Genomic DNA, 18,532 nt, shown 5'->3' on the forward strand with positions numbered 1-18,532 from the left:
GTCCTACCACCCCAACAAAGCGAATGGGTCGTGTGCGTGCGGACCTTCGTCCGGGTTCTCGATCCCGGTCGGGACGGTTACCCAGTCGTGCCGGACCGTCCGCCCGGTGAAGCCCCTGGCCAGCGGATCAAATGACATCGGTACGTCGAGCACGGTATCCGGGCCAGAGACGTCATCGACGGTGATCGGCAGGTCGATGGCGCGCGGACGTGCTCCAACTCGCCTCACGTACAGGTCCCTGCCACGATCGGATGCCTGCCACGGCAACGTGCGCAGCGCATCATCGAGTCGAGGACCGTCGAAGCCGATGACCAGGCGACCGGCCGGCACACAGGATCGCCGCCCCAGCGCGAGCGGAAAGGCCGGGCCACGCACGGCATCACGAAGGGTTTCGATGATCGGCGCTGGCCCTTCGACCCCGGCGACGAACACGGCGTCCTGCAGGTAGAACCGGTGGGTGATGTGCGTGCGCTTGTTCGCGGGTTTCTGCACGCCTTTCGCGTTCACCGCGGCGGAGGGCAGCGACCTGCCCCGGTAGTCGCTGACCGTGTGGTAGTCACGCAGCAGGACGCCCGGCTGGTCGACCCGGACGCCGAAACGGAGCCGCAGCAGGTCCGCGATGTCGTCCTGGCGCGCCCGGCCCTGAGCCGCGGCGAGCAATCCGAGCACACCGGACTTGGTCGGTTCGGGGCGGGTGTCGCGACGGTTGAACTCGCTTCCGCCGCCCCACGACTGCAGCGGGCCTGCCAGCCGCAAGAGCAGGACGGCCGGATCGTCGGTCATCACACTTCCCCACCGCTCAGCCACCCGCCGACGGCCTCCCGGGTACGCGTGACCAGCCCGGGAAACGTCGTGGCGACCCCCAGCGCTTCGACTATCTTGTCGGCCCCGGTTTCGACGGAGGTGTAGGCCGCAACGGTGAGCGCTGGTGACGCTCCCCAAAGCTCGGAGACCGTGGTGAACTCCTCGGCCAGTCGCACCAACGACTTCTCGACCATGCCGCTGTGACCGGGCAGAACCGGCTTCTCGAACGCGGAGACGAGATTGACGGCTGATCGGTCCGCAATGCGACCACCACCGCCGAGGGCAAGGTGCGGTGCGCGAAGGAGTTCTGGTGTCCGGTGGGCATCGAGCGCGCGAACGCGTCGACGAACAGCTCGATCGCCTCGGTGGTCGCCCGCACCTCGCCAAGGTTCTCTGAGGGGCCCCGATCTTCCCGGACAGCTGATTAGTGGTTTGACCTACGCCGCTTGCTGCCGGTTCATGTACTCGTTGTAGACCTCGTTGGGGGTCTTGTAGCCGAGTCCTGAATGGAGACGTTGGCTATTGTAGCGTAATTCTATGTAGGTGGCGATATCTGCCATGGCCGCTTTCCGGGTGGGATAGATCACGCGATGGACTCGCTCGTTCTTTAACATGCCAAAGAAAGATTCAGCCATCGAATTATCGAAACAAATCCCGGTCCGCCCGACTGATTGCCGAATGCCGAACGACCGTAGCGTGCCCGCAAACCGGGACGAAGTGTAATTACTGCCACGATCGGAGTGGAAGATTGCACCGGGTTTGATATTATAGTTGCGCACCGCCATCCGGATCGCCTGCTCGATGAGTTGGGTCTGGTAATTGTCGTCCATAGCCCACCCGATGACGACTCTGGTGTGACAATCAATGACCGTGGCGAGATGAACCCAGCCCTCCCAGGTCGGAACGTAGGTAATGTCACCGACCATTTTCTCGCAGGGGGCAGTCGCGGTGAAGTCCCGGCCGAGCAGGTCGGGCAGCAGGCTGGCCGAGCCTTCGGTCAGCCCCAGCCGCCAGGGTCGCGGCTGGCACGGCTCCAGGCTCAGCTCGCGCATGACACTGCGGACCAACTCCGGGGTGCAGCACTCGCCCTGCCGCGCCAGCTGCGCGTGGACACGGCGGTGCCCGTAGGTCTCGTCCGAATCCGCAAAGATCTTCGTGATCAGCTCCGCGAGATAGGCACGCCGCTGCGCGGTCACCGATTCTGGGCGGGACTTCCACTCGTAGAAACCCGATTTCGAAACATTCAGCCACGCGCACATTTTCGCGATCGTGAATATTTTCTCACCCGAATCGTCGACCGCGTTCTTCTTCGCCTCGATGAACTCGTAAAGTTCGGTCACCGATACTCGCTCGCGAAGAAGGCTGCGGCTTTTCCCAGGAACTCCTTCTCCATCCGAAGCTCGCGGACCTCTTTCTCCAGTTCCCGTAGCCGAGCGCGCTCCGACACTGTCAACGGCGGCTCGTCCGCCGCATGCTGTTCCCGGTAGCCATTCACCCAATTACGGAGAGTCTGCTCGTTCAACTGCAACTCTCGCGCCACCGACGCGACAGGACGATTCGACTCGACTACCAGTTTCGCCGCTTCCTCCTTGTACTCAGGAGTAAACGACCGACGATTCTTCGACACGTACACCCTCTCTTCCGGACGAAAACCCAAGTGGGTTCGCTGTCCGGAAGATCAACAGCACCTCAACTCCCGCCTCACGCGGTGGGTAGGGAGAATAGGCGGGCGGCGTTGCGCCAGAGGATGTCCTCGATCATGCTCGACGGGTACGGCAGTGCGCGGAACTCCTTGGCCAGCCGGGAGATCGGCGGCGATGACGGCCAGTCGCTGCCGAACAGCACCCGGTCGGCGACCCGGTCGAGTTCGGGAAAGTACTGCGGAACGCGCTTGGCCGGCAGGCCGGAGAGCTCCATCCACACGGTGGGCCGCATGCGGGTCAGGTTGAACACCTGATCGGTCCAGAAACCCCGCCCCGCGTGCGCGCAGATCAGCGTCAGGTCGGGAAAGTCACAGGCCACCTCGTCCACCAGCAGCGGGTCGCAGTAACGCAGCTTGGCGCCGGGAAAGACGGACGAGCCGACGTGGATCGTGACCGGGATGCGCCGCTCCTCCGCTACCGCATAGAGCGGGTACAGCGAACGATCGTTCGCCGGAAGCTGGGTGCTGCACGGGTGCACCTTCAGTCCGCGGGCACCCCGGTCGATCGCGTCGGCGAACCGGCGGCACGCGGTCGGCTCGGCCCGCGGGTCGTACTGCACGAACGGCAGCAGCCTCCCCCCGCTGCGTTCCGCCTCGTCCAGGGTGTACTCCTGCACGGACTCGCGGCCGCAGGGAATCGCCACGGCGACATCGACCTCCTGCGCGCGCAGGTAGTCCAGCATCGACGGGCCGGCAGAACCGTTGCGCTCCAATACCTCCAGCGTCTCCGGGTCGGCCACGTCCGCCGCGAGCGCCAGCCCCTCCGGGATCCACTGCTCGCGCGTGCCGACGTGAAGATGGCAATCGACGATCACGGTTTGACAGCGTACATTATCGTTCGACTGATCAATCAAACGTTGCCGACACCGAGGCTGGTGAGATGAGCGAACTGATCGTCGTCGCTCCGGATGATCTGCGGGAGATCGGCCGTGCCCCCGTTGACGACGCGAAGAGCGTGGACGCGAAGGTCACGGCCGCAGCGCAGGCGATGGCAAGCTGGGCGGCCGCCAGCCCGATGCATCGGGCGGAAGCGTTGCTGGCCATCGGCGCCGCCACCCGTGAGCGCATCCCGGAACTGGCCGACGCGCTGTCCCGCGAGCAGGGCAAGACCCGCAAGGAAGCCAAGATGGAGCTGGACCGCTACGCCGGCCCGTTCCTGCAGTACGCCGGCCTCGCGACCGCGATCGGCGGCCGGCACACCCGGCTCGCCCCTGAGGTCGAAGGGCTCGTCGAGCGCGTCCCGGTCGGCGTGGTGGCCGCGATCGTGCCGTGGAACTTCCCAGCATCGCTGTTCGCCAGCAAGCTCGCACCGGCACTGGCCGCCGGCTGCGGATTCCTGATCAAACCCGCGGATACCACCCCGCTGATCACCCTCGAACTCGCCGAGATCGCCAAGCGGTTCCTGCCAACGGGCCTGCTCGACGTGGTGATCGGCGGTGCCGAGGTCGGGGAGGCGCTCATCGCGCATCCGGACATCGCTCGGGTCGCGTTCACCGGCTCGACCGCCGTCGGCCGCCGGATCGGGGCGCACGCCGGCAAGGAGCTCAAACGGGTGAGCCTCGAACTCGGCGGATGCGACCCGTTCGTGCTGCTGGAGGACGCCGATGTGCCGGCGGCCGTGCGGTCGCTGGTGGGTACCCGGTTCTACAACGCCGGCCAGGTGTGTGTCGCGCCCAAGCGGCTGATCGTCTCGGAGCGGGTCGCCGACGAGGCCATCGAGCTGCTGTCCGGCAAGCTCGCGCGCATCACTCCGGGCCCGGGGCTGTCCGAGACCGCCACCATGGGTCCGCTGCACACCGAACAGGGCCGCACCCTGCTCGAAGACCAGGTTGCCGACGCCGCGGACCGCGGGGCCACCCTGGTCGGCGGCGGACGTCCCGATGGCGAGGACGTCGAGCGCGGCTGGTTCGCCCGCCCGGCACTGGTGGTCGATCCCCCGGCCGGCGCGCGGGTGCGGACCGAGGAGACCTTCGGACCGGTGCTGACCGTCATCCGGGTCCGTGACGAGGACGAGGCCGCCGCGGTGGCCAACGAGACCCGTTACGGACTCGGCGCGTCGGTGTGGAGCGGTGACCAGGACCGGGCATTCCGGCTCGCTCGCCGGATTCCGGCCGGCTACACCTGGATCAACGCACTCGGCCGGGTGTACGACGAGCTGCCCTTCGGCGGCGTGCGGGACTCCGGCTTCGGCCGCGAGCACGGCACCGAGGCACTGGACTCCTATCTCGAAGACCGGACCTTCATCTACCGGGGTTGATCATCCGGTCAATCAGTCGCTTGATTGATCGACCGAACCAATGGATACTGGGGAAGCGTCTACCGGACCTGTCCTCAGTGAAACGGGGCGACGCCCCAGGCGAGGAGGAGCGGATGGCGGTCGTTGTCGGCCACCGGTTTCCAGAACGTGAGTTCTACGTCGATCCGGTTCGCGTGGAGGAATTCGTCTTCGCGCTCGGCGTCGATCCGGAGCCCGGCTACCGGGCCGAGATTGGCGCACCGGTACCACCGGGTTTCCTGATGTATGTCACGACCTACGGCGCGGACCCGGTGCACGACGCACTCGAGTTCGACCTGCTACGCACCGTTTTCGGCGGGGTGGACGAGGAGTTCCTCGCCCCCGTTCGCCTCGGTGACCGGCTCACCGTCCGGCCGCGGATCAGTGACATCACCGAGAAATCCGGCGGCTCCGGGCGGCTGACCTTCGTCGAGGTCACCACCGAGTACCTCCTCGGCGACGGCACGGTCGCCGTGCGGGAGCGGTCCACCATAGTGCAGCGAGGATGACGACACAGATGAGCTACCAGATCGGTGACACCCTGCCGGAGATCGTCACGCCGGCCATCGACCGGATGCGGATCGCCTACATGACGGTGTCCATGCGCGACCCCAACCTGGTGCATCTGGAGGACGACTACGCCGCCAAGGCCGGCCTGCCGAGCGTGATCGCGCACGGGACGTTCGCGGTGTCCCATCTCGGCGCCGCGGTCAGCCGTGCCGTCGGGGTGGACGCGCTCACCCAGTTCAGGGTCGACCTGGTCGCGCCGGTCTTTCCCGGCGACGTGCTGCGCACCGAGGCGACGGTGACCGGCGTCGAGACCGGTGACGGCGGCACCGTCGTCTCGGTGAAGCTGTCCGCGACGAAGGCCGACGGGACGCGCGTGGCCCGCGGAACGGCCGCCTTCCGAGAGCCGGCGGCGGCGTGAGCGTCCTGCGCAAGCGCAAGGTCCTGGTCGGCGAGGACGACGCCTCCGGCCTGATCTACTTCGCGACGTACTTCCACTACATGAGCGAGGGCGACCAGCTGCTCTTCGACGAGATCGGCAGCCCGATCCACCGCCAGATCCGGGATCGCCTCGCCGGGCCCGCCGTCCACGTCGAGTGCGACTACCTCGCCCCGGTACGCGCCGGCGACGAGCTGACGCACGAGATCGTCATGGCGGCCGGCAAGCGGTCCAGCGTCATGACCGAGCACGAGTTCCGCCGCGGTGACCTGGTCGTCGCGCGCGGCCGGATCGTGCGCGCCTACGTCGACCTCGGCACCCTCGAAACCGTCGAGGTGCCCGACCTGATCCGTGCCGCCGCCGACTCGGACGCCCGCCGCGTCGGCCTGGCAGCGAGGACGTCGGGCTGATGCCACCCAGGTCACATCGATGGATAGATCAATTCCATACACGCCGGTTCCGCCCGATCACCGTTGGGTACCATGCTGCGGTGAATGGCAAGGGAGGGTTGGCTGTGTCGACACACCCGGGCCGGGCGGCCTCAGCAGCGAAGCAGCAGCGCGGGAAAAGTCCCCTCACCGCCGAGACGGGGCCAGCATCATCGGGCGATTCCGGCGGGGCTTCCGCGGACATCACCGAGCACGAGCTCAAGCGGCGGGCGATCCTCGAAGGCGCGGCGGCGGTATTCGCTCGGCGGGGCTTCGTGGCAGGCACCACGAAGGAGATCGCGGCCGAAGTCGGCCTGAGCCAGCCGGCGATCTATCACTATGTCGGTTCGAAGTCCGACCTCCTGCGGGAGATCGCGCTCCAGGTCGACCGCGACCTGTTCGCCGCGCTGGAGTCCGGCATCGCCCGCTCCACCAATCCCGCGGAGCAGCTGCGCGGGATCATCGAGGAGTACACCGCGGCGGTCGTCCGCGACCGGCGCGTGTTCGCGGTGTTCTGGCAGGAAGGGCACTCCCTGCCACAGGAGATCCAGGACCGGATCAGGGAAGATCAGCGCGATTTCATCACCAGGGTAGGCAAGATCGTCGCCCGCCTGCAGCGGTCGAAGGTGCTCCCGCCCGGCCCGGTGGCCGTGATGGCCAGGGCCATCCTGAGCATGCCGAGCTGGATGTACCACTGGTACCTGCCGGAGGGCCAGATGACCGCGACCGAGATCGCCGACGTCTACTGCCGGCTGATCGGGCTCGGCGAGAGGCGATGAACCCGATCGCGCCCTTCGACGGCCAGGTCGCCGTGGTGACCGGTGCCGGGCGTGGCGTGGGGACCGCCATCGCGCACCGCCTCGCCGTCGGCGGCGCCGACCTCGTGCTGTTCGACATGGACGCCGCGGCACTGGCCACGGTGGCGGAGGAGATCCGGGAAGCCTCCGGCCGCGCCGTGTCGTGTGTCGCCGGGGACGTCCGCGACCGCGCGGCACTCGCCGCACTGGTGGAGACCGCCGTCACCGAACGGGGACGCCTCGACATCGTCGTCAACAACGCGGGCAAGTGGACCATCTCGCCGTTCATCGATTCCACTGTGGACAGCTGGCATGCCGACATCGGGATCAACCTGGTCGGCCCGCTGCACCTGGTCCAGCTCGCGCTGCCGGCCATGCTCGGCCGTGGCTACGGCCGGATCGTGAACGTCGTCTCCGACTCCAGTCGGGTCGGCGAGCCGAACGTCGCCGTCTACGCGGCGGCGAAGGCCGGCGTGGCGGCGTTCTCCCGCTCGCTGGCGAAAGAGGTCTCCGGACAGGGGATCACGGTGAACTGCATCTCGCTGTCCACCACCGTCACGCCGGGCGCCCATGACACGTTCACCGCGGACCAGCTCACGAAAATGCCGAAGCGGTACCCGGTCGGCCGTCTCGGCACCCCGGAGGACGCGGCCGGCGCGGTGGCCTACTTCGCGAGCCCGGAGACGAGCTGGGTGACCGGGCAGACGTTGAGCGTCAACGGCGGCTACGCGATGCTCTGACGCGCCGGCCGCCGCTCAGGCGGCGGGTGCGTCGGTCGAGTGGCCCGGGAACAGGTCCGCGCCGGGGTCGATGTGGATGGCGGCGTTGTTGACCGCGGTGGCCGATTCGCCGAAGCCGACCGCGATCAGCCGCACCTTGCCAGGGTATTCGGTGATGTCTCCCGCGGCGTAGACCCCGGGCACGCCTGTCCACATGCGACTGTCCACGACGATTCGGCGATCCTTGATCTCGACACCCCACTCGGCGATCGGGCCGAGATCCGCGGTGAAACCCAGGGCCGCCACCACCGCCTGCACGTCGACGGTCTCCGTCTCGCCGGTGACCCGGTGCGCGATCTCGGCGCGCTCCACCCGGTCGCGGCCGTCCAGCCGGCGCACTTCCCGGTCGGTCAGCACGCGCGCGCCGGACGCGTGCATCCGGTCCACCGAGTGCCGATGCGCGCGGAACGCCGCACGGCGGTGCACGAGCGTCACCGAGCTGGCGATCGGTTCCAGCGACAGCGCCCAGTCGACGGCGCTGTCGCCGCCCCCAACGACCAGAACGTCCTGGCCGGCGAGGCTGTCCAGCTTCGGCACGAAGTACCTCAGCCCGCGGCCGAGGAATTCCTCACCGGCCGGAAGCGGCCGCGGTGCGAAGGTGCCGATGCCACCGGTGAGCACCACCGCACGGCACTCGATCCGCCTGCCGGCGTCGGTCGTCACCGCGAGACCGGCAGGCAGGTGTTCGAGCTCGGCCGCCTGCTCGGCGAGGAAGTACCGCGGCGCGAACTGCGCCGCCTGGCCGACCAACGCGTCGACCAGATCACGGCCACGGACAGCAGAGAACCCGGCGATGTCGTGGAGCAGTTTCTCCGGGTACAGCGCGCTGATCTGCCCGCCCGGCTCCGGCAGTGAGTCGACGACGGCGATCGACAGTCCCCGGAAACCCGCGTAGTAGGCGGCATACAGCCCGGCAGGGCCCGCCCCGACAATGAGTATGTCTACAGTGGACACTTCGGTGGCAGGGGCAGACACGTGCTCTCCCATGAATCCGATGGAACGATGAGTCAGTCGGCCCGCTCGGCGGCGCGGGCCAGCAGGCCGGTGGTGCGGAAGGTGAGCACGAGGTCGGCGTCGCCGGCATACACCTCGAACGCCATGGTGATCAGGCCGAAGCCGCGCCGGGTGACGCGGGTCTCCTCGATCGTCACCTTCGCCCGGATCTCGGTCCCCGGGTAGACCGGCTGATGCCAGCGGGCGTCGGTGAGGCTGACCCCCGCTCGCCCGTGATCGGCCATCACCGCCTCGACCCACAGCCGCCACGCGATGGCCATGGTCTGGTAACCGGAGGCGATCACGCCGCCGAACGCGGTGCGCGCGGCCCAATCCGAGTCGAGATGCATCGGCTGCGGGTCGTGGGCGGCCGCGAACGCCGTGACGTCCTCGGCGGTCAGCAGGTGCGATTTCGTCTCGTAGACCTGACCGACGGCGAACTCTTCGAAGAACATCCGGATGCTCCACTGTGGATGGACAAAAAGGATGGATGGCGCCTCAGATCGCCAGCCGGAGTACACCGACGGTGCAGGCGTTGGTCTCCAGCTCCAGCACCGTGCCGCCCATGGTGTGCAGCAGGGCGACGCCGGGATCGGACAGCTGGCGCTCACCGGCGGCACCACGCAGCTGGCGGACGAGCTCGGCGACCTGCGCCAGCCCGGTCGCACCCGGCGGGTGGCCACGGGAGAGCAGGCCGCCGCTGGGATTGAGCGCCGGCTCGCCCCCGCCGCGGAAACCGCCGGCGAGCAGCCTGCCCGCCGCGGTGCCGGGCTCGGCGAGGCCAAGGTATTCGAGGTTGGTCAGCGCGCCGGGGGCGAAGGCGTCGTGCAGCTCGACCACCCCGATGTCGGCCGGGGTGACCCCGGCGGCGGCGTAGACGGCCTGGGAGAACCGGTGAATGATGCTGTCCCCGGAGAACCGGTCTTTCGCGAACCCCGCATGCAGGCCCATCGCCGCGAGCTCGACCGGCGGATGCGGCAGCCGCGCCCGCAGCCGGTCGGCGACGACCACCACCGCGGCGGCGCCGTCGGCGTTCGGGGCGCACTGGAACAGCGTCAACGGCTCCGCGATGGGCCGAGAGCCTACTACGTCCTCCCTGGTCACCGCGGTTCGCCGGAAAGCGTCGGGGTTGGCCGCCGCCGCTGCCCGACTGCGCACCACCACTTCGGCGAAGGCGTCCGTGGCGACGTCGTAGCGGGCGCGGTAGCGGTCGCAGACGAGAGCGTAGAGCGAGGGCAGCGTCACCCCGATGCCCGCGACCGGATCGTCCCGGTCGAGCTGGATGAGCCCACCGCCGGAGCGGACCGGGGTGTCCGCGCCGACCGCGACAACGGCGTCGGCGAGTCCCGCACGCACCAGCGCGACGGCCTCGGCGAGCGCGGTACTCCCGCTGGCACAGGCGTTTTCGACGTTCACGAGCCGGCGCCCACCCCACGGGACGTGCCGCAGCATGCGCTGCCCGAGCGCGGCGGTCGAGAAGGCGCTGCCGACGATCACCGCGTCGACCTCGGCCGGCCGCAGCCCGGCATCGGCGACCGCGGCGAGGGCCGCCCGCGCGGCGAGCTGCTCGGGCGGCAGGTCGGGGCGCCCGAACTGCGTGGTGGCCACGCCGGCGATGGTGAGGCCGAGCCGGGCGGGCGTCGGCCGCAGTTCCGGCTCGGCCGGGACCGGGCCGCCCGGCCGCTCGGCCGGCAGTTCGTCACAAGGGCTGAACACCGGCCCGAAGACCGGCCGGCCGTCGTCCTCGCGCACCACCCCGCAGCCCACCCGCACCGGCGCTCCGTGCTCCGGCGCGGCATCGGCGAAGCGGGCGAAGACGTGTAGCTCGGGATAGAGCTGGACGACGCCGACGTGGTAGGAGTCGGGGTAGCCGGGCGGCGAGACGTGGATGCGCGAACGGGCCACCACCCGTCCGGTTGCCGGCAGGCCGACGCGCACCATCTCCGCACCGCACCGTCCACAGTAGGCGCGGAACGGGAAGGAGTGGCCGCCGCAGTCGGGGCATCGCGAGCCGAGCAGGCCGTCTGCCGGATCGAACCAGTCACCGGCGCCGAGCACCCGATCCGCCGTACCCGGTCGCGCGTCCACGCTCATCGCGGCACACCGTCCGCCGACCTGGCCGGCAGCCCGTGCACCATCTCGGTGTCCACCCCGATCGGCCCGATCTTGCGCGCACCGCCCGGCGAACCGATGGGCTCGCCCCGGCCCGGCAGCGGCTGGGTGAAGAACCGCTCGTTGTCCTCGGCGTGGTGGGCCTGGTCGTCCGGAAGCGCTCGTTTCATCGAGATGGCCTCGACCGGGCACACCACTTCGCAGGCACCGCAGTCGATGCACTCGCCTGGATGGATGTAGAGCTTGCGGTCGCCCTCGTAGATGCAGTCGACCGGGCATTCCTCCACACAGGACATGTCCGTGATGTCGACGCAGGCTTCGGCGATCACGTAGGGCAAGTCAGGCTCCTTCCGCTGCCGGGTCGGTCGGCCGGAACGCCGGCGGGCGCTTCTCCACGAAGGCCCGCATTCCCTCCCGGGATTCGTCGGTGTCATGGAAGAACGTGATGAGCTCCATGCCCTGGCTGACCGCGCCGGTCAGCTGGTCGCTGCCCTGGTTGATGGCCATCTTCGCCAGGCGCAGCGCGGTGGGGCTCTTCGCCAGCAGCGACCGGCACCACTCCTCGACAGCCGCGTCGAGCTCGGCGGCCGGCACGACCCGGTTGACCCAGCCCATTTCGGCGGCTTCCGCCGCCGAATACTGCTCGCACAGGTAGACGATCTCCCGCGCGCGTTTCTCCCCGACCGATCGCGGCAGCATCTGGGTCACCCACCAGTTCGGCACGCTGCCGACGCGCGGGCCGCTGTGCCCGAAGCGGGCGTGCTCGGCCGCGACGGTCAGGTCGCACAGCATGTTCAGCTCGTTGCCCGCGCCGATGCAGTAGCCGTTGACGCGCGCGATCACCGGCTTGCCCCCGTTGCGCATCTCGTGCGCGAGCCGGAGTAGCTGCGCGTTCATCGCGCGGTCCACCTCGACGGTGAATGCCTCGAAATCGCCGACGTCCCCACCGGTGCAGAAGGCACGCTCCCCCGCGCCGGTCAGCACGACGACACCGACCTCGCGGTCGTCGGCGGCGGACCGGAAGCACTCCAGCATCCGCGTCGCGCCATCGATGGTGAAGGCGTTGAGCCGCTCTGGCCGGTTGATCGTGATCCGGGCGATCCCGGAATCCACTTCGTAGCGAATCTCGCCGGTCACTGTCCGCCCTCCACGCGGTCTTCTGCTTCGGCCCGGTTCCGCGGGGCGAGGCCGGGCACGGTGCCACCACTCTTGAGCGCGTCAAAGGTGCTGCCGCAGGTGCGGCACGAGAACGGCACCTTGCACACGCTCCCGCCGAACGGCCCCGCACTGCGCACATCGGCCGAGTCACAGAACGGGCAGCTCACCGAACCGGCTCCCGGCGCGGCATACCCGATCTGCACCAGCACCTTGCTGCCCCGCGGGGTCACGTCACCGGTGTGCCACGACGACGCCTCCCAGCGCACGTCGAGCGGCACGCCCGGGGCCGCGCTCGCGGCGGCCTCGCGCACCCGGCGAGCCATCTCGTCCCTGGCCGGGCAGCCGAGCCTGGTCGGCCGGAGCACCACGCTGATCTGCTCGCCGTCGGCCTCCACCGACCGCACCACCCCCAGGTCGACCAGTGTCACCGGGACCTCCGGGTCCTCGACCTCGCCGATGGCGGCCCGCACCGCGGCCAGCTCGGTAGTGGCGCTCATCGGTACACCGCCCGGACACCGTCGTCCGGGCCGACCCGCAGCGACCGGACGGTGCCCAGGGTGCGGCCGAGCTGGGCCTGCTCGCTCCCGGCCACCCGCGGTCGCGGCGCCGCACCGAGCAGCGCGACGTCCAGGTCGGCGGCGGCGAGCAGCGGGCCCAGCTCGGCGAGCCAGGACTCGTGCAGGCGCCGGCGCACCGGCCCGGCCGGCATGCCGGGGGCCGCGCCGAAAAGATCACCGGCCAGCGGCAGCAGGTCGGCGCCCCGCTTGCCGAAGTCGTCCCGGGTACGGGCGTCGCCGCCGAGCAGCCGGACCCAGCTCGTCCAGTGCGTTCGATGCAGCTCCTGCTCGGCCAGCATGGTCGAGGTCGCCTGGCGCACCTGCTCGTCGCTGTGTTCGGTCAGTCCCCGGCTCAGCAGCATCCCGGCCGAGGCGACCAGCAACCCGCGCAGCACGGTCGACGGCCAGTCGCGGTCGTCTGCCACGACGAGCCTGGACGGCCACCACTCGCTCAGCGGGCGCTCGTAGACGAACCGGTCGCGGTCGGTCCTGTCCTGGCCCGCCAGCCCGAGCAGCGTCGCGGCGTGCGCGAGCTCCTCCTGGGCGATGGAGCCGACGGCAAGGGACACCTCGAGGTCGACGTAGTCCACGATCCACGACGACAGCAGGTGGCCGTGCAGGAACTGGTCCTCGGCGTACCGCAGGAAGATCTCTGGTTCGTTCATGACGGTGCCCCCGCCGACTCGGTGGACGGCTGCCCGGTCCGGGTGCCCTGCGCGGCCCGCTCCCGGTCACGCCGGTGGCGGCCGGGAAAGCCGGGGGTGCGGTAGTCGAGCCGGCCGCCGGACTTCAGTGATTCGAGGTCGTCGGCGGTGCTGAACACCATGCCCGAGCGTTTCGCGATCCACAGCACCGTGCACTCCTCGCGCCGGGTGTAGATCTCCTTGGCCGCGTGCCAGGCCAGCGTCGGTTCCGCGGCGCGGACGCTGCCGACCCACCTGATCGGCTCGGACTGCTTGCCGTACCGCGCGAAAACCTCGTAGGAGTCTTCTTCTGTGCCGGGCCTCATGCCGCGCTCCGCATCAGGGCGACGTCCCGGTAGAGCGCGTTGCGTTCGAGGCTGTCGGCGATCTTCGCCCGCCACTCCTCGTGTCGCGGACCGCCTTCGCGCAGCATCTTCTTGACCGCAACCCAGTCCGGGGAGGCGAACCACCACTTGCCGGTCTCCTCGTCGACATGGGTCAGCGCCGGGTCGACGTGCACCCCGAGCTTCCGGAAAACCGGGATGATCTTCGCCAGCCACTCCTGGCGCATCGCGTCGTTCGACGAGACCTTGATGCCGAACTGGTACATCCGGTTGCCCTGGTAGGTGTCGGTGTCCGGTGGGCCGAAGTAGGCGAGGATCCGCGGCAGCCAGGTCTCGAAGGCCTGCTGCACCAGGGCACGCTGCGCGGGGGTGCCCAGCGTCATCGTCTGGTGCGTGTGGTCGAGGGCGTGGTGGTAGTGGAAGCTCTCCTCCTTCTCGATCTTGCGCAGCGCCCGCGCGTAGGGCAGGTAGGTGCCCTGGTCAAGCGCCTGGAACTGGACGATCGCGGCGCTGTTCATCAGCAGCGCCGCCGGACCGACCTCCTCCCAGGTGTCGAACCCGAAATGGAAGACGTTGAGCAGCTTGGTCCGCCCCTCGACGAAATCGAGGATGATCCGATCTCGGCTCACACCGAGGTCCTCGGCGACCCGTGCGGTGACCTGGCCGTGCCCGACCTCGTCCTGCACCTTCGCGATCAGCATCTGCTTGCGCGCGTAGTCCGGCACGCGGTCAATCCACTCGGCGAACGGCAGCACGCCGACTATTTCGGCGAGCGCCTGGAACGACGAGACGCGGGCGGCCTCCTCGCGATACCCATCAGGTAGGTCGTCCCACAGCTCGAACTTGCGGGCGAGCCGCGGGTCCGGCTCGTCTCGAGGCAGCGCACGGTCAGCCATCACCACTCCTCTCGACATGTTTCGATTGATCTATCAATAGAGATTAGTCAGACACCCCGAGTCGGGTCAAGCGCGGCCGGTCACCCCGGGCGAACCCGGCTTGACGACCCCCGGACGTCATGGCACGATCCCGCAATCAATCAATCGATCAATCGCGGTCGCACCCGTGGCCGTGCTTACCGGTCCCCGATCTGCCTGTCTGATTTCTCAACGAAGAGGAGCTGGAAAGTGGATGTGAAACGGCGACCGTGGCGGCGTCTCATGCAGACGCTCGCCGTCGGAACCGTGGTGGCCGTGGCGCCACTGGTCGCGCCGGCCGGCGCGGCGACCGCCCAACCCGCGACCCCCGCGCTGACCGCACCCGCGCCGCGGGCCGTGACGGGGATGGCCGGACAGGTCGAGCAGACCTCGGTCGCGACCGACTTCTCCGGCAGCGGAGCGGCCTGCGGCGACTACTACTTCCCTGTGACCATGTCCGAAGGCGACCCCACCGTCTACCGGGTGTGGGGACGGCTGTGCAGCAAGACGTCGTTCACCGACCGGGCCGTCCAGGTGCTGCTGCACGGCGGCAGCTACAACCACACCTACTGGGACTGGCCGTTCCAACCGGAGAACTACTCCTATGTCAAGGCGGCGACCGAAGCCGGCTTCGTCACCCTGACCCTCGACCGGCTCGGCTACGGCTACAGCGACCGGCCGAACTCGCTCGGAATCACCTTCCCGTCCAACGCCTGGGTTGCCCACCAGGTCGTCCAGTACCTGCGCAGGGGCGCGCTCGGCGAGCCGGCCAAGAAGGTCATCCTCGGCGGCCATTCGATGGGTGGCCTCACCACCAACATCGAGGCCGGCACGTACAACGACGTGGACGGCGTGATCGTCTCCGGGATGACCCACGTGATGAACTACCCGGTGATCGCCACGATCGCCGCCGCGCTCGTACCGGCCGAGCTGGACCAGAAGTTCGCCGGGAACGTGCCGCTGGCGTCGGCCTACACCACCACCCGAGCCGGCGTCCGCTGCCAGATCGCGTTCTACCAGCAGGGCGCCTACGACCCGGACATCTGTGCCGCGGAGGAGAAGTACAAGGACACCATCGCGGCCGGTGAGTGGGTCACGGTGGTCACGCACGACCCGTTACCGACACCCTCCGACCGGATCACCGCACCGGTACTGATGGCGATGGGCAACAACGACCACATGATGTGCGTCCTGACCTGCGACGCCGACCTGAATTCCCATCTGGAAGCGAGTTTCTACCCGAACGCGGCCAGTTACGAGCTCTACACCCAGCCACGCAGCGCACACGACCAGAACCTGCACTACACCGCGCGGCAATGGTTCCAGAAGGCGATCGACTGGTCGATCGAGCATGTCGGCGTCAACACCTGACCCAAGTCACCCACTTGGGCTCACCCAGGCGGTTCCGGGATTCGATGCGAAACCGAATCCCGGAACCACTGGCTGTTCCACTTCGGCGTCAACGATGCTATCAATCAATCAACCGACTATCTCGACCCGCAGGCAGTCCCCTAACCCCTCAGTATTCACGCCGCACCGGGAGAGTTTCGATGAGTGATTCGTACCCGACCTTCGGCTCCATCCCCGCCGAGTGGCTTGTTCCGCCAGAACGGCAACCGCAGTACCCCGGTGGCCCCGCGGTGGCACCGGAGGACCGCCGGGCCAACCTGCCGGACCTCCTTGTCGATCGGCACGTGCGCGCCGGGCGCGGCGACGTGCTGGCGTTCGTCCACGCCGACACCGGGGAAACCTGGACCTACCGGGAGGTCGAACAGCGCACCCGCCGCGCCGCATCCGCGATGGCCGCGCTCGGTGTGCGCGCCGGAGACCGGGTCGCGATCCGTTCGAGCAACCACCCCGAGGTGGTCATGCTGTACCTGGCGGCATGGCGGTTGGGCGCCATGGCCGCACTGACCCCGCCGCAGGCCCGCCGCGGCGAAATCCCGTTCTTCGTCAAGGACACCAAGGCCAAGGTGCTCTTCGTCGCGAACAAGGGCGACTTCGTCGGCGAGACCCTCGCCTGCCTGTCCGAGCTGGACTCGCTCGACGCGGTGGTCGCGTTCCCGGAAAGCCCCGGCGAGCCGCTGCTGTCCTGGAACGAGCTGATGGAACGGGCCGAGCCAGACGTGCCCGACCGCGAGCCCGAACCCGACGAGGTCGCCGTGGTGTGGCACACCGGCGGCAGCACCGGCGTGCCGAAAGCCTGCTACCACACGGCATACCGGCTGGTGCACGGCGCACAGCCGAGTGTGTCGGCCTACGGCGTGCGGGAGGGCGACGTCCATCTCTTCCCCGCTCCGGTCGGGCACGCCGCCGGCTGGCTGTCGCGAACGACGTTCTCCCTTCTGCCCGGGATCACGCTCGTCGAACTGGAGAACTTCGCCTCCGGGCAGGACGTGCTCAAGGCCATCACCGAGCACAAGGTCACCTGGTTCATGGCGCTCGGGGTCACTTGGGCGGGGATGCTGCACGCCTACGAAGCCAACCCGTCGGCCTACGACCTGTCCTCATTGGAACGCACTTACGCACCGTTCATCGCCGGAAGCGGCGGCTGGCTGTACGAAGCGTGGCAACGACACGGGCTCGACCTGCTCAACCCGATGGGCAGCACCGCTTTCGGGAACTGGTTCATGGTGCCGCGCCACGACGAGAAGAACCCGCCGATGACGCTCGGACGTCCGGTCGACGGCTTCGAAGCGCGCATCGTCGTGCCCTATTCCGATCCACTCGAGGACGTCGAGCCGGGAGAGGTCGGCCAGCTCGCGATCCGTGGCCCCTCCGGACTGACCTACTGGAACCGACCCGACTTGCAGGAACGGGACAGCCGAGAAGGCTGGACGGTGATCGACGATCTCGCGCGGGTGGACGAGAACGGCAACTACTGGTACCTCGGCCGCTCGGACATGATGATCAGCACCAGCGGCTACAAGGTCGCGCCGATGGAAGTGGAGAAGGTGATCTCCACCCATCCCGCGGTCAGTGAGGTCGTGGTGACCGCCGCGCCGGACAAGATGCGCAGCGAGGTGGTGATGGCCTGGATCGTGCCCAAGGCCGCGGGGGACGCGACGGCCGTGCTCGCCGACGAGATCCGCCAGCATGTCCGCGACCACGTGTCGCCGTACAAGTACCCGCGGCGCATCGCGTTCGTCTCCCAGCTGCCGCACGACCCGCTCGGGAAGATCATCGTCAAGCAGGTCGTCTCCTGGGCGCGGGGCGATCAGCAACCACCGCACGTCATCGCGGAGTTCTGAGGTGCACCAGGTACTCCTGGAACGCGATGGTCCAGTGTGGACACTCACGTTGAACGACGAGCGCCGGCGCAACGCGCTCGACCTGGTCATGCGGGAACGGCTACGCGACGCGCTCGCCACGGCGATGGCCGACGACCGGTGCCGGTCGATCGTGCTCACCGGCGCCGGCGGAACCTTCTGTGCCGGCGGCGACCTCGCGACCATGCCGACCGACAGGCCGGAGTCCGGCCGGCCCCGGCTCGCGGTGATCGCGGAGATCACCCGGCTGCTGCTGTGCGGGGCCAAGCCCGTCGTGGCGGCGGTCGAGGGATTCGCCTACGGAGCCGGTCTCTCGCTCGCCGCGGCCAGCGACCACGTGGTCGCCGCGAGTGATGCGCGGCTGTGCTGTTCCTTCGGGAAGGTGGGACTGATCGCCGACACCGGTCTGCTGTGGACACTCCCGCAGCGGGTCGGGATCGGCCGGACGAAGGAGCTGCTGTTCTTCGCTTCGGTCCTCAACGCACACCAGGCCCACGGCCACGGCCTCGTCGACGCGATCACCGAGCCCGGTGACACGCTGGCGGAAGCACATCGCCGGGCGGCGATCCTCGCGGCGGCCGCCCCCGGCCCGATCGCGGAGACCAAACGGGTGCTTGCGGCGTGGCCCGCGACACTGGACGAGGTGCTGGCCGACGAGGCCGACACCCAGGTCCGCCTGTTCGGCAGCGCCGACTTCGCCGAGGGCAGGCCGGCGTTCTTCGACAAGCGCCCGGCGAGGTTCCTCGGCCATTGACCGGACGATCACGGACC

At 68.9% G+C, this 18,532-nt stretch carries 21 protein-coding genes and 1 pseudogene; 9 read left to right on the forward strand and 13 right to left on the reverse strand.

Going from position 1 to position 18,532, the window contains the following annotated elements:
- Positions 1–3 precede the first annotated feature (3 nt).
- From cas5e to BA062_RS25750, 4 genes and pseudogenes are all read right to left on the reverse strand, one after another.
- Complete coding sequence (gene cas5e / locus BA062_RS25735; RefSeq protein ID WP_110341107.1) at positions 4–783, reverse strand: type I-E CRISPR-associated protein Cas5/CasD; 780 nt, start codon at positions 781–783, stop codon at positions 4–6.
- Positions 783–1,183, reverse strand: a pseudogene (locus BA062_RS40610) (type I-E CRISPR-associated protein Cas7/Cse4/CasC). The gene cas5e and the pseudogene BA062_RS40610 overlap by 1 nt, the downstream one beginning before the upstream one ends.
- Before the next feature lie 58 nt (positions 1,184–1,241).
- Positions 1,242–2,431 (reverse strand): IS3 family transposase gene (locus BA062_RS25745; RefSeq protein ID WP_110341548.1). Its coding sequence is split into 2 segments (ribosomal slippage): positions 1,242–2,179 and positions 2,179–2,431, totalling 1,191 coding nucleotides; the frame shifts between segments, so codons are not numbered across the junction.
- A 74-nt stretch (positions 2,432–2,505) separates the two neighbouring features.
- Positions 2,506–3,360, reverse strand: coding sequence for an amidohydrolase family protein (locus tag BA062_RS25750; protein ID WP_110341109.1), 855 nt, complete (start codon positions 3,358–3,360; stop codon positions 2,506–2,508).
- Between the two features lie 26 nt (positions 3,361–3,386).
- Here BA062_RS25750 and BA062_RS25755 point away from each other — a divergent pair, with 26 nt between their 5' ends.
- The 6 genes from BA062_RS25755 (at position 3,387) to BA062_RS25780 (ending at position 7,692) form a co-directional block, all read left to right on the forward strand.
- Positions 3,387–4,763 (forward strand): aldehyde dehydrogenase family protein, encoded by a 1,377-nt coding sequence (locus tag BA062_RS25755; protein WP_110341111.1) that lies wholly within the window; start codon positions 3,387–3,389, stop codon positions 4,761–4,763.
- Positions 4,764–4,876: 113 nt separating this feature from the next.
- Positions 4,877–5,290, forward strand: coding sequence for an FAS1-like dehydratase domain-containing protein (locus BA062_RS25760; RefSeq protein WP_110341113.1), 414 nt, complete (start codon positions 4,877–4,879; stop codon positions 5,288–5,290).
- Positions 5,287–5,709 carry a MaoC family dehydratase gene (locus tag BA062_RS25765; protein WP_110341115.1) on the forward strand — a complete coding sequence of 141 codons (423 nt, stop codon included), beginning with the start codon at positions 5,287–5,289 and terminating at the stop codon, positions 5,707–5,709. The genes BA062_RS25760 and BA062_RS25765 overlap by 4 nt, the downstream gene beginning before the upstream one ends.
- Positions 5,706–6,137 carry an acyl-CoA thioesterase gene (locus BA062_RS25770; protein WP_110341117.1) on the forward strand — a complete coding sequence of 144 codons (432 nt, stop codon included), beginning with the start codon at positions 5,706–5,708 and terminating at the stop codon, positions 6,135–6,137. Before BA062_RS25765 ends, BA062_RS25770 begins: the two co-directional genes overlap by 4 nt.
- Before the next feature lie 104 nt (positions 6,138–6,241).
- Entirely contained in the window at positions 6,242–6,934 is a 693-nt protein-coding gene (locus BA062_RS25775) for a TetR/AcrR family transcriptional regulator (RefSeq protein WP_168214100.1), read from the forward strand.
- Positions 6,931–7,692 (forward strand): SDR family NAD(P)-dependent oxidoreductase, encoded by a 762-nt coding sequence (locus tag BA062_RS25780; protein WP_110341121.1) that lies wholly within the window; start codon positions 6,931–6,933, stop codon positions 7,690–7,692. Before BA062_RS25775 ends, BA062_RS25780 begins: the two co-directional genes overlap by 4 nt.
- Before the next feature lie 15 nt (positions 7,693–7,707).
- Here BA062_RS25780 and BA062_RS25785 read toward each other — a convergent pair whose 3' ends face one another.
- From BA062_RS25785 to BA062_RS25825, 9 genes are read right to left on the reverse strand one after another with little or no spacing between them, the layout of a single operon-like run.
- The gene (locus BA062_RS25785; RefSeq protein WP_110341123.1) at positions 7,708–8,718 is read right to left on the reverse strand and encodes an NAD(P)/FAD-dependent oxidoreductase; all 1,011 of its coding nucleotides are present in this window, start codon (positions 8,716–8,718) and stop codon (positions 7,708–7,710) included.
- A 20-nt stretch (positions 8,719–8,738) separates the two neighbouring features.
- A complete protein-coding gene (locus BA062_RS25790) occupies positions 8,739–9,179 on the reverse strand; it encodes a MaoC/PaaZ C-terminal domain-containing protein (RefSeq protein ID WP_110341125.1) in 441 nt (146 codons plus the stop codon).
- A gap of 43 nt (positions 9,180–9,222) precedes the next feature.
- Entirely contained in the window at positions 9,223–10,818 is a 1,596-nt protein-coding gene (locus BA062_RS25795) for a thiolase C-terminal domain-containing protein (RefSeq protein WP_110341127.1), read from the reverse strand.
- Positions 10,815–11,174 carry a ferredoxin gene (fdxA, locus tag BA062_RS25800; protein ID WP_110341129.1) on the reverse strand — a complete coding sequence of 120 codons (360 nt, stop codon included), beginning with the start codon at positions 11,172–11,174 and terminating at the stop codon, positions 10,815–10,817. The genes BA062_RS25795 and fdxA overlap by 4 nt, the downstream gene beginning before the upstream one ends.
- Position 11,175: 1 nt before the next feature.
- Complete coding sequence (locus tag BA062_RS25805; protein ID WP_110341131.1) at positions 11,176–11,973, reverse strand: enoyl-CoA hydratase-related protein; 798 nt, start codon at positions 11,971–11,973, stop codon at positions 11,176–11,178.
- Positions 11,970–12,491: a metal-sulfur cluster assembly factor gene (locus BA062_RS25810; protein WP_110341133.1), complete on the reverse strand. Its 522-nt coding sequence runs from the start codon at positions 12,489–12,491 to the stop codon at positions 11,970–11,972. Before BA062_RS25810 ends, BA062_RS25805 begins: the two co-directional genes overlap by 4 nt.
- On the reverse strand, positions 12,488–13,216 hold the full coding sequence (locus tag BA062_RS25815; RefSeq protein WP_110341135.1) for a Phenylacetic acid catabolic protein: 729 nt from the start codon (positions 13,214–13,216) through the stop codon (positions 12,488–12,490). Before BA062_RS25815 ends, BA062_RS25810 begins: the two co-directional genes overlap by 4 nt.
- A complete protein-coding gene (locus tag BA062_RS25820) occupies positions 13,213–13,560 on the reverse strand; it encodes a hypothetical protein (protein WP_110341137.1) in 348 nt (115 codons plus the stop codon). Before BA062_RS25820 ends, BA062_RS25815 begins: the two co-directional genes overlap by 4 nt.
- Positions 13,557–14,474, reverse strand: a complete 918-nt coding sequence (locus BA062_RS25825) for a Phenylacetic acid catabolic protein (RefSeq protein ID WP_168214101.1) — start codon at positions 14,472–14,474, stop codon at positions 13,557–13,559. The genes BA062_RS25820 and BA062_RS25825 overlap by 4 nt, the downstream gene beginning before the upstream one ends.
- A 228-nt stretch (positions 14,475–14,702) precedes the next feature.
- Between BA062_RS25825 and BA062_RS25830 the strand changes: the two genes are divergently transcribed.
- The 3 genes from BA062_RS25830 to BA062_RS25840 all read left to right on the forward strand — a co-directional run bounded on the left by BA062_RS25830 (position 14,703) and on the right by BA062_RS25840 (position 18,515).
- On the forward strand, positions 14,703–15,863 hold the full coding sequence (locus BA062_RS25830; protein WP_146240072.1) for an alpha/beta hydrolase: 1,161 nt from the start codon (positions 14,703–14,705) through the stop codon (positions 15,861–15,863).
- A gap of 179 nt (positions 15,864–16,042) precedes the next feature.
- Entirely contained in the window at positions 16,043–17,743 is a 1,701-nt protein-coding gene (locus BA062_RS25835; protein WP_168214102.1) for an acetate--CoA ligase, read from the forward strand.
- Positions 17,744–17,777: 34 nt separating this feature from the next.
- Positions 17,778–18,515, forward strand: coding sequence for an enoyl-CoA hydratase/isomerase family protein (locus tag BA062_RS25840; protein ID WP_281271661.1), 738 nt, complete (start codon positions 17,778–17,780; stop codon positions 18,513–18,515).
- Positions 18,516–18,532 lie beyond the last annotated feature (17 nt).

The organism is Prauserella flavalba, from assembly GCF_003202235.1.
Lineage (GTDB): Bacteria > Actinomycetota > Actinomycetes > Mycobacteriales > Pseudonocardiaceae > Prauserella_A > Prauserella_A flavalba.